Source organism: Streptomyces sp. UC4497, from assembly GCF_054871485.1.
Genome location: NZ_JBTYHB010000020.1, coordinates 21,837 through 33,772, shown reverse-complemented (window position 1 = coordinate 33,772; position 11,936 = coordinate 21,837). Strand labels below are relative to the sequence as shown.

Genomic DNA, 11,936 nt, shown 5'->3' with positions numbered 1-11,936 from the left:
GGGCGGGGCGGGGGTGAGGCTCCTCCCTGAGCCTCACCCTCCTCGTCCTACTTGCGCCGGCTCCCCGAGCCGCCGGTCCGGCGGCCGTCCGGCCACAGGCGCGGTCTGCGCTTCGCGGCCAGGTCCTCGACCCAGCCGGTGGCGACGATCGCGAGGCCGATGAGCGGCCAGATGAGGACGAACGACCAGAGCATGTACGTCGAGTCGAGCGCCGAGCTCAACTTGTCGTCCATGAAAGGCAGTTCGTAAAGCAGGTCGATCAGCGGGAACGTCGCCATGATGAGCAGGTTGTGCCACAGATAGATCGTGACGGCCCTGTTGTTGGCCAACGTCACCAGCCGGTCCCAGCGGGCGAGCCTGCCGGGCAGCCGCTGCCAGGACGGCGCGTACTGGAGCAGGATGACGACGAACCCGAGGGACCAGGTCGCCTGGGCCAGCGGGATCTCGTTCAGGTCCCAGCCCTCCTCGGAGAGGTGGCCCGAGGCCCACCACAGGCCGAAGCCCATCAGTAGTGCGGCGCCCGACACCGCGGCGTAGCGCGGCACCTTCTGCAGCACGCCCTCCTGGTGCGCGAAGCCGAGGACCCAGCAGCTGCCGTACACGGCGAAGTCGGTGACGGCCTCCCCGGTGCGGCCGGGGATCTCCACCAGGCCCGTGCCGATCACGGCCGTGAGGGCGAGCGGCGCGCACAGCGTCGCCCACGGGAGCTTGCGGAACGCCTTGAGCAGCAGCGGGGACGCGAGCACGAACCACAGGTAGGCGCGCAGGTACCAGAGCGGGCCGATGCCCTGCTCGGCCCATGTGGTCTCCAGGAAGCCCGGCGGGTTGGCGATCTCCCACGGGTAGGAGGGGGACGCGAACGGGATCACGTAGTCGACGAGATCGAGCCAGCCCCAGGTGCCGCCGCCGGTGTCCGGGTCGCTGCCCGGGTTCCAGCCGCTTACGAAGAGCAGCGGCAGCACCAGCGCGCTGAACAGCCACATCGGCGGGAGGAGCCGCCGCAGCCGCCCTCGTACGACGCTCAGCGCGGGCCTGCTCAGGGAGCGCGCCATCAGCGATCCGGCGAGCGCGAACATCACGCCCATGGAGGGGAAGACGACGGAGAGCCAGACCCAGCCGAACAGGTGGTAGGCGATGACCCGGACGAGCGCGACGGACCGCAGCAGGTCGAGGTAGCGGTCCCGGCCGGGCTTCTTGGGCGCGGGTGCCGCCTCCGGCAGCGGGCTCTCCGCCTTCGGCAGCGGGCTGGTCGCGTCCGCCTGCGGGAGCACCTCGGGGAACCGGGCGGTGGCCTCGGCCGCCACTCCCCCGGTGGACACGGCATCGGTGAGCACCGGGCCGCCGCCGGGCCCGCGGGGCGGCGTCGCGCCGGTCCTGGCGGGCGGCACGGCCGGCCATCCGGCCTCGGAGACGCCCACGGGGCGGCCCTCCGGCTTGGCGAACCAACTTCCCTGCGCCGAGGGCCCGTCCGCTCCCTCGCCGCTCCCGCCGTTCGTCGGCTGCGTCATGCCACCGGCCTCCGCTCGTCACCGGAGACGGAGCTCGTCCGCTGGTGCGGCACCCGGCCGCCGGGGCCCGCGCCCACCACGCCGGTACGGCGCAGCTTCTGCCAGCGCAGCCGACCGCCGGTGAGCGCGGTGATCCAGGACTGGAGCAGCACGACGTACATCAGCTGCCGGTACAGGAGCTGCTGGAGCGGGAGGGATATCAGGTGCGTCATGCGTTCCTTGTCGAGCCGGAAGGCGTACGCCGCGCAGATCGCCTGGACCGCGAGCACGCCGAACCAGGCGCCGACCGTCTTCTCCGTCGGGCCGAACACGAGTCCGTAGAGGAGGAAGATGTCGATGAGCGGCGCGAGCAGCGGGGCCAGCACCATGAAGAGCGAGACGAGCGGGAGGCCGACCCGGCCGAAGCGTCCCGAGGGGCCGCGGTCGACCAGGGCCCTGCGGTGCTTCCAGATGGCCTGCATCGTCCCGTACGACCAGCGGTAACGCTGCGACCACAGCTGCTGGACGGTCTCCGGGGCCTCGGTCCAGGCCCGCGCCTTCTCGGCGTAGACGACGCGCCAGCCGTCGCGGTGCAGCGCCATCGTGACGTCGGTGTCCTCGGCGAGCGTGTCGTCGCTCATCCCGCCGACGCGCTCCAGGGCGCTGCGGCGGAAGGCTCCGACCGCGCCGGGGATCGTCGGCATGCAGCGCAGGACGTCGTACATGCGGCGGTCGAGGTTGAAGCCCATCACGTACTCGATGTGCTGCCACGCGCCGATCAGCGAGTCCCGGTTGCCCACCTTCGCGTTGCCCGCGACGGCGCCGACGCTCGGGTCGCCGAACGGCTGGACCAGCTCGCGCACGGTGGCCGGTTCGAAGACGGTGTCGCCGTCCATCATCACGACGAGGTCGAAACGGGCGTTGGCCACGCCTCTGTTGAGGGCCGCGGGCTTGCCCGCGTTGTGCTGCCGGACGACGCGGACGCCGGGCAGCCGCATGTTCTCCACGATGCGCGCGGTGCCGTCCGTCGACCCGTCGTCGATCACGACGACCTCGATGGGATGCTCGCTCAGCGTCAGCGAACGGACCGTGTTCTCAATGCACTTGGCCTCGTTGAAGGCCGGTACGAGGACGGAGACCGGCTCCGTGACCGGCGGCCCCCACGCGAAGCCCTTGCGGCGCACCCGGCGCGCGTGCACCCCGGACAGGATCAGCATCAGGCCGAAGCGGGACATGACGAGGACGCCGATGACGGCGAGGCCGACGACGAGGACGCCCGTGATGTTGTCCGCGGCCCCCACGGCGTAGACCCACGCCTTGCCCTTCCACAGCTCCACGCCGCTGACGGGCGTGTGCGCGCTGGGCATGCCGAGGGCCTCGGTGAGGTTCGCGAACTTGTAGCCCTCGCCCTGGAGTCCGGGCAGGAAGCGGTCGAGCGCGGCGACGGTCTGCGAGCGGTTGCCACCGGAGTCGTGCATCAGGACGATCGCGCCCTTGCCGCCCTTGGGCGTGGCACGGCGGATGATCTCGTCGACGCCGGGACGCTTCCAGTCCTCGCTGTCCGTGTTGTTGACGACCGTGATGTAGCCGCGCGAGCCGATGTACTTGGTCACCGGCCACGACGCGTCGTCCATGGCGTCGGCGAACGAGGAGTACGGCGGCCGGAACAGGGAGGTGCGCACGCCTGCCGCGCCTTCGAGGGCCAGCTGGTTCTGCGACAGCTCCCAGTCGATCCGCTTCTTCGACTGGTAGGAGAGATCGGGGTGGTTGAAGGTGTGCAGGCCTATCTCGTGCCCCTCGTCCACCATGCGGCGCACCAGGTCGGGATAGCGGGAGGCCATGGTGCCGGTGACGAAGAAGACGGCGTGCGCGTCGTGCTTCTTGAGGACGTCGAGGACCTTCGGGGTCCACTCCGGGTCGGGGCCGTCGTCGAAGGTGAGCACCATTTGGTGCTTGCCTATGGAACGGCTGGTCTCGTGGCCGCCCCTGGTGTCGATGACGGGGCCGCCGTCGAGGATCTTGTCCGGCACCTTGTCGGTGGCCGCCTCGGGGCGGATGCGGTGGTCGGCGAGGATCTCGCTGTGGACGTAGCCGCGCAGCATCAGCATCGCGATCACGGCGACGAGCAGCAGTGAGGGCAGCAGATAGCGCAGCGGAAGGCGGCGCCTGCGGGCACCGGCCCGCGCGGAACGTGAGCGGTCGGACATCTACAGAACGCTGCTTTCCAGGGGCGGGACGAGGGGCGCCACCAGGGGCGCTACGAGCAGGCGTCCGAGGACGCCGTCGGCGAGGGTGCCCGAGCCGTCGGCCCCGGACCCTTCGGCCGGGCCGCTCGGCTGGCCGCCGGGGTCGGTCGACGGGTCGGGCGAGCCGCCCCCGGGCGGGTCCGTCGTCGGCTCGTCGCTCTCGTCGGGCTTCGTGGGCTTCACGGTCGGCGACGTGTTGCCGCCCGTGGGCCTGCCGGACGGCGAGGTCCCCGTGGACGGCTTCCCGGAGGTGCTGGACCCGGCGGACGGCGACAGGCCCGCGCCGGGCGCCGCGGAGGTGCTCGGGGCGGCACTGTCGGAGGCGCTGGGCTGCTCGGTGGCGCCCGTCGACGCGGGCGACGAGAGGGCCGGGGTGGGCTCGGACGACTCGGTGCCGACCTTGCCCGCACCCTTGCCCTCGGCGGGCATCGGCAGCCACGGCGCGGCGGAGTTGCCGGAGAAGACGGTGACCACGATGACGACCGCGTAGACCGCGATGGCCAGGCCCGCGGCCACGCCGAAACGGCGGAAATTGCGGCCGCGCCGCCCCGAGTCGTCGACGAAGACGGGGAGTTCCTTGTCGTCGGCGCCCGCTCGGGCCTCCCGGCCCTCACCGTCCGCCGCGTCGCTCCCGCCCGCGCCCGGTCTCGCGCCGACCAGGCCGCCCAACTGGCGCCCTGAGACGTCGAGTTGGACCGTCACCTCGTGCGGGTCATGAGTCGGCCCGGACAGGCCGTCTTCTCGCGAGTTCTCCACCGTACGCACATCCCCCCAAGGACACGTTCATGAGTGCGTGGGCGACGCAGCGGGGCTTTCACCGGCCGAACCGGGCCCCCACCCGATCCGAGCGCCCCCACTATCACATCGCACCCAAACCCAGAATGTAGCGCACACCAGTGACACCCAGGCACACACCTCATTCACGACTCAACATAATCTGCACATCTGTGGCTGGAATCCACGCCTCCGGGGGCCTTTCAAGCCATCCACTCTCCGCCGCGACGGCGGTCGCGGCGGCCCGAAGTGCCGTGATTCCGGGGTGTTTACGCCCCTTTCGCCACACAAGTGACACAGGAGACAGCGGCACCGGGTCGACGAGCGGGCGCAGCACCGACCCCGGCATGGCCGGAAAATCCACTCCGGTGAGGACCGGATTTCGGTACTTGTCCATGATCCGGCGGAACTCCTCCTTGCCGATCGCGAGCGGCGCGGGCGGCGCGACGCGGATGCCCCGGCCCTCGAACAACAGTCGGGCCAGATCGGTCCATTCGGGCGTGCGGGGGTTGCCGGCGCCCGCGTAGACCGTCTCACCGGCGAGCCGCCCCAGGGGCACGGCGTCGAGCGCCGCCAGCGGATGGTCCTCGGGCAGCATGATCGCCATCGGCTCGTAGCGCACGGGCTGTTGGGAGAGCCGCGCGCGCACGGCCGGGTCGAGCCCGGCGAACCGGCCGAAGGACACGTCGAGCCGCCCGGCGAGGAGTTCGGCTGCGGCGCCGGTCAGGCCGCTCTCGTAGCGGGCCATCAGCTCGTGGTCCGGGGCGAGTTCGCGGGCGCGCGCGAGCACCCGCTCGTGCGCGAGCCCCGGGCTGTTGACGTCGACGAGCAGCGGCCGGTCGGTGGCGACGGGCCCGGTGAAGGCCGTGAGCAGCTCGTCCTGCGCCGCGATCACGCGCCGCGCGTGCGGCAGCAGCCGGGCCCCGTCCGCGGTGAGCGTCACCTGCCGGGTGGTGCGACCGAAGAGGTCGACGCCCAACTCCCGCTCCAGGCGCCGGATGTCGCGGCTGAGCGCCTGCTGGGCGACGTAGAGCCGGGCGGCGGCGCGGGTGAAGTGCAGCTCGTCGGCGACGGCGAGGAAGGCGCGCAGCAGGCGGGGTTCGACGTTCGCGGGAGGCATCGGGCGAACCTACAACGCAGGCGCGTGAAAATTAACAACACAGGAGCGTGAATCGGCGCCGAGCAGGTGTTGGACCCCGCACGTGACCTGCGGCGACGCTCTTCGCATGCCCACCGCCACCTCTGTCGCCGCTTACACCCGCCTGTTCGCCGTCCCCGGCGCCCGCGCCTTCACCCTCGGCAACCTCATCGCCCGCTTCCCGTCCGGGATGTTCAGCATCAGCGCCGTGATGCTGATATCCGGCGCCCGCGGTTCGTACGCCCTCGCCGGGGCGCTCGGCGCGACCGGACTGGTGGCCGGCGCCTTCGTCGGCCCCTGGCTCGCGCGCCAGGTCGACCGGCGCGGGCAGGCCCAGGTCGCCGTGCCCGCGACCCTGGTGGCGGCCGGCGGCGTGCTCGCCCTCCTGCTGTGCGTACGCTTCGACGCTCCCGACTGGGCGCTGTTCGTGGCCTATCTGCCGACGGCCGCGACGCCGAACACGGGAGGCATGTCGCGGGCACGCTGGTCGCATCTGCTCAAGGGCGATCCGGAGGCGCTGCACACCGCCAACTCCTTCGAGCAGGCTGCCGACGAGCTCTGCTACATGCTCGGCCCCGTGGTCGCCGCCTTCTTGTGCAGCGCGCTGTTCCCGGAGGCGGGCGCCATCACCGGAGTGGTGCTGATGGTGAGCGGCATGCTCCTGTTCGCCGCCCAACGCTCGACTCAGCCGCCCGCCCGGCCGCGTACAGCGGCCACGAGAACACCCCTGCGCGCCCCCGGGATGCCACCGCTGCTGATCGCGTTCCTCGCGACGGGTGCGATCTTCGGCTCGCTGGAGGTGGTCACGGTCGCGTTCGCGGACGCGCAGGGCCTCAAGCCGTGCGCGGGCCTCGTCCTCGCCCTGCAGGCGGCGGGTTCGGGCGCGGCGGGCCTCGTCTACGGAACGCTGAAGCTGTCGGGCCCGGCCGCCCGGCGCCACCCCCTGTGCGTCGCGGCGATGGCGGCTCTCATGACGCTCCCGCTGCTCGCGGCCTGGCTCACGGGCTCCCTGTACGTCCTCGGTGGCGCGCTCCTGATCGCCGGAATGGCGACGGCGCCGACGATGGTGACGGGCATGACGCTGGTCCAACAGCGCACGCCCGAGGGCCAGTTGAACGAGGGCATGACGCTCGCCGTGACCGGCATCCTCGCCGGCATCGCGTGCGGCTCCGCGACGGGCGGGGCCGCGGTGGAGCACTGGGGCCCCACCGCGGCGTACACGGTGCCGGTCACGGCGGCGGCGACGGCACTGCTGCCGGCGCTCTACGGCTACGTACGACGTCCGCGACAGGCGCAGCCGTAGCCGCTCAGCACGTGGCGGGCTTGCGCCACGAGCACTCCAGGTCGCCGTCCCGCTCGGCGGCCGGAACGGCGCGCGTGGACTTCGGCACGGCGGCTGTCGCCTCCTTAGCGGTCGACTTCGCGAGGGTCACGACGATGGCATCCTCGAGCGGCTTCACGGAGTCGACGAGGTAGTTGTTCTGCACGACGCTGTAGACGAGCAGCCGCCCGTCGGCGTCCTTCACGTACCCGGACAGCGCCGACGCACCTGTCAACGACCCCGTCTTGCCACGGGCGTTGAGAGCGGCGGGCGTGTCGCACATCCGGCTCCGCAGCGTCCCGCCGACGAACCGGTCCGGGTCGCAGGCCACGGGCAGCGACTTGTACCAGTCGGCGTACCAGGGCTCGTCCTGTACGGAGAGGAGGAGGTCGGCGAGCTGGCGGGCGGCGAAGTTGTCCTTGCGCGAGAGCCCGGACCCGTCGACCTGCCGCAGCTTGGTGGCGTCGACCCCGGCGCCCTTCAGATAGTCGGCGACGGCGTCGATGCCGTCACCCCAACTCCCGGGCTTGCCCGTCGCCTTGTACCCCATGGCCTTGGTGAGGGACTCGGCGTGCATGTTGTTGGAGAGCTTCATGAACGGGATCAGCAGGTCCTTCAGGGGCATGGATTCGTGCGCGGCGAGCCGCTTCGCGCCCGCGGGCGTGGCCTGCCCCAGCTTGGTGGACCCGCCGACCTTCACGCCGTGCGCGGCGAGCGCGTCCCGGAACACGGAGGCCGCGTACCCGGTCGGCTCCCACACGGTCACCCACTCCTTGGTGGTGTCCCCGCCCACCGGCACGGTGCCGCTCACGGCGATGGTGTTGGTCCCGTGCCGCCGCTCGACGGCGACGGTGTCCTCGCCCCCGGCCCCTACGGTGGACGCCTCCATGTCGATGTGCACGTAGCGGTTCTTCGGCGTGACGCTGACGGCGGGCTTGTCCCCCGCCTTGGCGCCGGGCTTCACCTCGACGATGACGGTCCCGGTGTCGTAGTCGGTGTCCGGGGCGACGCTCAACGCGCTGATCTGGGCTGCGTAGTACGAGGACTCGTCGTCGCCGCCCCAGGTGTCACCGATCCGGTGGTCGTCGAACCGGGTGTCGTCGGCGACGAGCCGCCCGCTCACCCGCTTCACACCGGCCGCGGCGACATCGGCGGCGAGCTTGTCGTAGTCGGCGGCGAGGGTGGTCGGATCCCCGGTGCCGCGCAGATACAGGTCCCCGTCGAGCACCCCGCTCCGCACCCGCCCACCCGCGAGCACGTCCGTGGCGAACCGATAGTCGGAGCCGAGGACGCCCATCGCCGCGGCGGAGGTGGCGAGCTTCGTGTTGGAGGCGGGCATCAACCGCCCGGTCGGATTGTGCTGGTACAGGGTCTCCCCGGTCTTCGCGTCGGCCACGACGACGCTCGCCGCGCCGCCCTCCATCCGCGCGTCCCCGAGAATCGTGTCGATCGCCTCCGGCAGCCCGCCGGGGGTGGAATCCGCGCCGGCGGGCGCTCCCCAACTCAGCGTGGCGGCAACGCAGACGGCTACGGCGGGCAGGGCCCATCTCGATCCCTTACGTCTCCTCATGCCACAGGAGCATCCCGGAAGCGCAGGGCCCCGCCAAGACCCACTACTGAGCCACTGGGCCAACGACAAAGGCCCGACTGTGTGAACAGTCGGGCCCGTATCGCATGGGATGAAACGATGGTGGAGATGGCGGGAATCGAACCCGCGTCCAACGGTGCAGCAGCAGGGCTTCTCCGTGTGCAGTTCGCTTCGATTTTCTCGGCCCCGGTGATCACGCGAACAAGTCACCGACGGGCCCAGCCACTGTTTGATTTCCTTTTCCGCCCCGTGGCCGGACGGAAAAGTTTAGTTCCCTAGATTATGCCAGGATCCGGGTCGGGAACACTCCCGGGCTGACACCCTTTTAGGGTCCTTCAGTCGCTGTTATTAGGCAGCGAGGGCGAAGGACTGGGAATCGCTCTTAGAATTGGCGATTATTGGTTGCGACATATGGTTAACGAGATCATTGCCGCTTCCTCGACACGCTTCCCCTGCTTCGACATCCGCTGTCGAAACCGATCATCCCCATGTGGATTTTTCAAAGCCGGACCTTGCGACCCGTGGATCCTTCGATCCGGCGTCCCTGCGTGAGGAACAACCCCATCGTACGTGACCAACGCACGACGATGCCAGCGTATTCCTGACGGACGGGCGTCAGCCCATCCGCTCGTTGTTCCGCTGGCGCCGCTTCGCCGCCGCGATCGCCCGGTCCGAGTCCCGCCGGTCCTGCTTCTCGCGCAGCGTCTGCCGCTTGTCGTACTCCTTCTTGCCCTTGGCGAGCGCGATCTCGGCCTTCGCCCGGCCGTCCTTGAAGTAGATCGCCAGGGTCACGATCGTGTGCCCGGTCTCCTCGGACTTCGACTCCAGCTTGTCGATCTCCTCGCGGTGCAGCAGCAGCTTGCGCTTGCGGCGCACCGCGTGGTTCGTCCAGGTGCCCTGGTTGTACTCGGGGATGTGGGCGTTGTGCAGCCAGGCCTCGCCCCTGTCGATCTGGACGAAGGCGTCGGCCAGCGAGGTGCGGCCCTGCCGCAGCGACTTGACCTCCGTGCCGGTCAGCACGATGCCGGCCTCGTAGGTGTCCATGATCAGGTAGTCGTGGCGCGCCTTCTTGTTCTGCGCGACCATCTTGCGCTTGCCGTCCTTCTTGTCGGACGACGCCCCCTTTTTGCCCTGCTTGGGCTGGGACTCCTTCGGTACATACATTGCCTTGGCCATAGTGCTGACCATTTTCGCACTACGAGGGGGTCCCGAGGCCAGTCAATACTGTCTCCGCCCGCCGCAGGGTGTCCGCCTCGGTCTCCAGATCGGGGGTGATGCCCCGGCCGTCGACCGCGCGGCCCGAGGGGGTGCGGTAGTGCCCGACGGTGAGCTCCGCCACGGAGCCGTCGGGCAGTCGGCTCGGCATCTGGACCGAACCCTTGCCGAAGGTCCTGGAGCCCACGACGACCGCGCGGCCGCGGTCCTGCAGGGCGCCGGTGAGCAGTTCGGCCGCGCTCATCGTCCCGCTGTCGACGAGCACGACCACCGGTCTGGACGTGTCGGCCCCTCGCTGCGCGTGCAGGGCCCGCTGCGCCCCGCGGACGTCGTACGTCGCCACGAGCCCGCCGTCGAGGAACGCGGAGGACGCCCTGACCGCCTCGGTGACCAGTCCGCCGGAGTTGCCCCGTAGGTCGAGCACGACGCCCGCGCGCGCGGGTGCCGCGTCGACCGCCGTGCGCACCTGGTCGCCGACGCCCTTGGTGAAGGCGCTCACCTTCACGAGCGTCGCGCCGTCGGGCAGCCGTGCGGAGGTGACGGAGTCGGTCGACAGGTTGGCGCGGCGCAGCGTCTCGCTCCACGCGCGCGTGCCGCGCTGAAGGCCTACGTGGACGGGGGTGCCCGCGTGCTTGCCCCGCAGCAGCGCGAGGACCTCGGTGACGGGGTGTCCTGTGACCGGCTCGCCGTCCACCGCCGCGATCCGGTCGCCCTCGCGGATGCCGGCGCGCTGCGCGGGCGATCCCTGCCGGACCTTGGAGACCTTCACCGAACCGTCGGCGGTGCGGCGGGCCCGCAGGCCGATGCCGGTGTACTCGCCGTCGAGGGCCTGCTCGAACTCCTCGTACTCGCCCCGCGAGTAGACGGAGCCCCAGCGGTCGCCGCTGCGGCTGACGGCCTCCTGGGCGGCCTTCGTGGGCGACTTCCCGTCGGCCATCGCCTCGGCCGCCGCGTCGCTCGGATCGGTCGGTCCCGCGATCGGCTTCTCGTGCGCGGCGACGAGCGAACTGTCCGCGTTCTCCGTGGGTTTTCGATGCTCCCCCGGCCAGGAGCCGGTCGCGGCGCCCGCCGCGAGGACCGTCATGAAGATCAATGTCAGGCTCGCCCCGCGGCCGATGCGGCGGGGCCTGGAGTACAGCTCCGGACCTGACATGTCGGTGAGTCTAGGACAACCAGGGGCGCCGTACGGGCCGTTGACCCGCACGACGCCCCGTGGCGCGAAAGGACTCTCGTCACACCTTCAGGTACTTGCGCAACGCGACGAACGCGGCAAGCGCCGGCATCAGCACACTCACGGCGAGGATGAGCGGCAGCTTCGTCAACACCGAGTCCCAGCCGATGAAGTTGATGAGCTGCAGCTTGTCGGAGAGCGCCACTCCGTTGTCGATCACGAAGTACTGGCCGGCCGCGAGGAACACACAGGCGATGCCGCCGCCGATGAGTCCGGCGACCGCGGCCTCCATGATGAACGGCGCCTGGATGTAGAAGCCGGACGCCCCGACGAGCCGCATGATGCCGGTCTCGCGTCGCCGGCTGAACGCGGACACCCGGACGGTGTTCACGATCAGCAGCAGCGCGACCACGAGCATCACCGCCATCACCGCGCTGGCCGCGTAGTTCAGGTAGCCGAGCAGCCGGAAGAGGTTGTCGAGCACACCCTTCTGGTCCTGCACGGACTGCACGCCGGGCCGCCCGTTGAACGCGGTCGCGATGACGTTGTACTTCTCCGGGTCCTTCAGCTTGATCCGGTACGACTCCTGGAGCTGGTCCGGCGTGAGCGAGCTGGCCAGCGGGGAGTCGCCGAACTGCTCCTTGTAGTGCTTGTACGCCTGGTCCTGCGATTCGTGGGCCACGGACTCGACGACGGGCAGCTTCTTGAGGTCCCGCTGGATCTCGTTCTTCTGCTCGGTCGTGACCGGGCCCTTGGCGCAGTTCGGGTCGGAGTCGGCATCTCCCTTGTTGCACAGGAAGATCGAGACGTTGACCTTGTCGTACCAGTAGCCCTTCATCTGGTTGACCTGGTCGCTCATGAGCAGCGAGCCGCCGAACAGGGCGAGCGAGAGGGCAACCGAGATGATCACGGCGAAGGTCATCGTGAGGTTACGGCGGAGGCCTACGCCGATCTCCGACAGAACGAATTGGGCACGCATAGCGTCACTAACGCCTT

Annotated in this window: 9 protein-coding genes and 1 other RNA gene; 1 reads left to right on the top strand and 9 read right to left on the bottom strand. The window is 70.4% G+C overall.

The window, feature by feature from the left end:
* Positions 1 to 47 precede the first annotated feature (47 nt).
* From ACYSUO_RS25590 to ACYSUO_RS25575, 4 genes are all read right to left on the bottom strand, one after another.
* The gene (locus ACYSUO_RS25590; protein ID WP_461778590.1) at positions 48 to 1,508 is read right to left on the bottom strand and encodes an acyltransferase family protein; all 1,461 of its coding nucleotides are present in this window, start codon (positions 1,506 to 1,508) and stop codon (positions 48 to 50) included.
* Complete coding sequence (locus ACYSUO_RS25585; protein ID WP_461778589.1) at positions 1,505 to 3,694, bottom strand: polysaccharide deacetylase family protein; 2,190 nt, start codon at positions 3,692 to 3,694, stop codon at positions 1,505 to 1,507. Before ACYSUO_RS25585 ends, ACYSUO_RS25590 begins: the two co-directional genes overlap by 4 nt.
* Positions 3,695 to 4,489, bottom strand: coding sequence for a hypothetical protein (locus tag ACYSUO_RS25580; RefSeq protein ID WP_461778588.1), 795 nt, complete (start codon positions 4,487 to 4,489; stop codon positions 3,695 to 3,697).
* 160 nt (positions 4,490 to 4,649) lie between these two features.
* A complete protein-coding gene (locus ACYSUO_RS25575) occupies positions 4,650 to 5,627 on the bottom strand; it encodes a LysR family transcriptional regulator (RefSeq protein WP_461778587.1) in 978 nt (325 codons plus the stop codon).
* Positions 5,628 to 5,733: 106 nt separating this feature from the next.
* Between ACYSUO_RS25575 and ACYSUO_RS25570 the strand changes: the two genes are divergently transcribed.
* Positions 5,734 to 6,948 carry an MFS transporter gene (locus tag ACYSUO_RS25570; protein ID WP_461778586.1) on the top strand — a complete coding sequence of 405 codons (1,215 nt, stop codon included), beginning with the start codon at positions 5,734 to 5,736 and terminating at the stop codon, positions 6,946 to 6,948.
* Positions 6,949 to 6,952: 4 nt separating this feature from the next.
* Here ACYSUO_RS25570 and dacB read toward each other — a convergent pair whose 3' ends face one another.
* From dacB to ftsX, 5 genes are all read right to left on the bottom strand, one after another.
* The gene (gene dacB / locus ACYSUO_RS25565) at positions 6,953 to 8,536 is read right to left on the bottom strand and encodes a D-alanyl-D-alanine carboxypeptidase/D-alanyl-D-alanine endopeptidase (RefSeq protein WP_461778585.1); all 1,584 of its coding nucleotides are present in this window, start codon (positions 8,534 to 8,536) and stop codon (positions 6,953 to 6,955) included.
* A gap of 118 nt (positions 8,537 to 8,654) precedes the next feature.
* Positions 8,655 to 9,042: a transfer-messenger RNA gene (gene ssrA / locus ACYSUO_RS25560) on the bottom strand.
* 127 nt (positions 9,043 to 9,169) lie between these two features.
* Positions 9,170 to 9,718, bottom strand: a complete 549-nt coding sequence (gene smpB, locus ACYSUO_RS25555) for an SsrA-binding protein SmpB (RefSeq protein ID WP_399233573.1) — start codon at positions 9,716 to 9,718, stop codon at positions 9,170 to 9,172.
* Positions 9,719 to 9,749: 31 nt separating this feature from the next.
* Entirely contained in the window at positions 9,750 to 10,922 is a 1,173-nt protein-coding gene (locus tag ACYSUO_RS25550; protein ID WP_461778584.1) for a S41 family peptidase, read from the bottom strand.
* 79 nt (positions 10,923 to 11,001) lie between these two features.
* Complete coding sequence (ftsX, locus tag ACYSUO_RS25545; RefSeq protein ID WP_461778583.1) at positions 11,002 to 11,919, bottom strand: permease-like cell division protein FtsX; 918 nt, start codon at positions 11,917 to 11,919, stop codon at positions 11,002 to 11,004.
* Positions 11,920 to 11,936: the final 17 nt, after the last annotated feature.

Excerpts from the sequence above, each read along its gene's own strand:
- ACYSUO_RS25590 (WP_461778590.1), bottom strand. The coding sequence starts at position 1,508 with ATGACGCAGCCGACGAACGGCGGGAGCGGCGAGGGAGCGGACGGGCCC.
- ACYSUO_RS25585 (WP_461778589.1), bottom strand. The coding sequence starts at position 3,694 with ATGTCCGACCGCTCACGTTCCGCGCGGGCCGGTGCCCGCAGGCGCCGC.
- ACYSUO_RS25575 (WP_461778587.1), bottom strand. The coding sequence starts at position 5,627 with ATGCCTCCCGCGAACGTCGAACCCCGCCTGCTGCGCGCCTTCCTCGCC.
- ACYSUO_RS25570 (WP_461778586.1), top strand. The coding sequence starts at position 5,734 with ATGCCCACCGCCACCTCTGTCGCCGCTTACACCCGCCTGTTCGCCGTC.
- dacB (WP_461778585.1), bottom strand. The coding sequence starts at position 8,536 with ATGAGGAGACGTAAGGGATCGAGATGGGCCCTGCCCGCCGTAGCCGTC.
- smpB (WP_399233573.1), bottom strand. The coding sequence starts at position 9,718 with ATGTATGTACCGAAGGAGTCCCAGCCCAAGCAGGGCAAAAAGGGGGCG.
- ACYSUO_RS25550 (WP_461778584.1), bottom strand. The coding sequence starts at position 10,922 with ATGTCAGGTCCGGAGCTGTACTCCAGGCCCCGCCGCATCGGCCGCGGG.
- ftsX (WP_461778583.1), bottom strand. The coding sequence starts at position 11,919 with ATGCGTGCCCAATTCGTTCTGTCGGAGATCGGCGTAGGCCTCCGCCGT.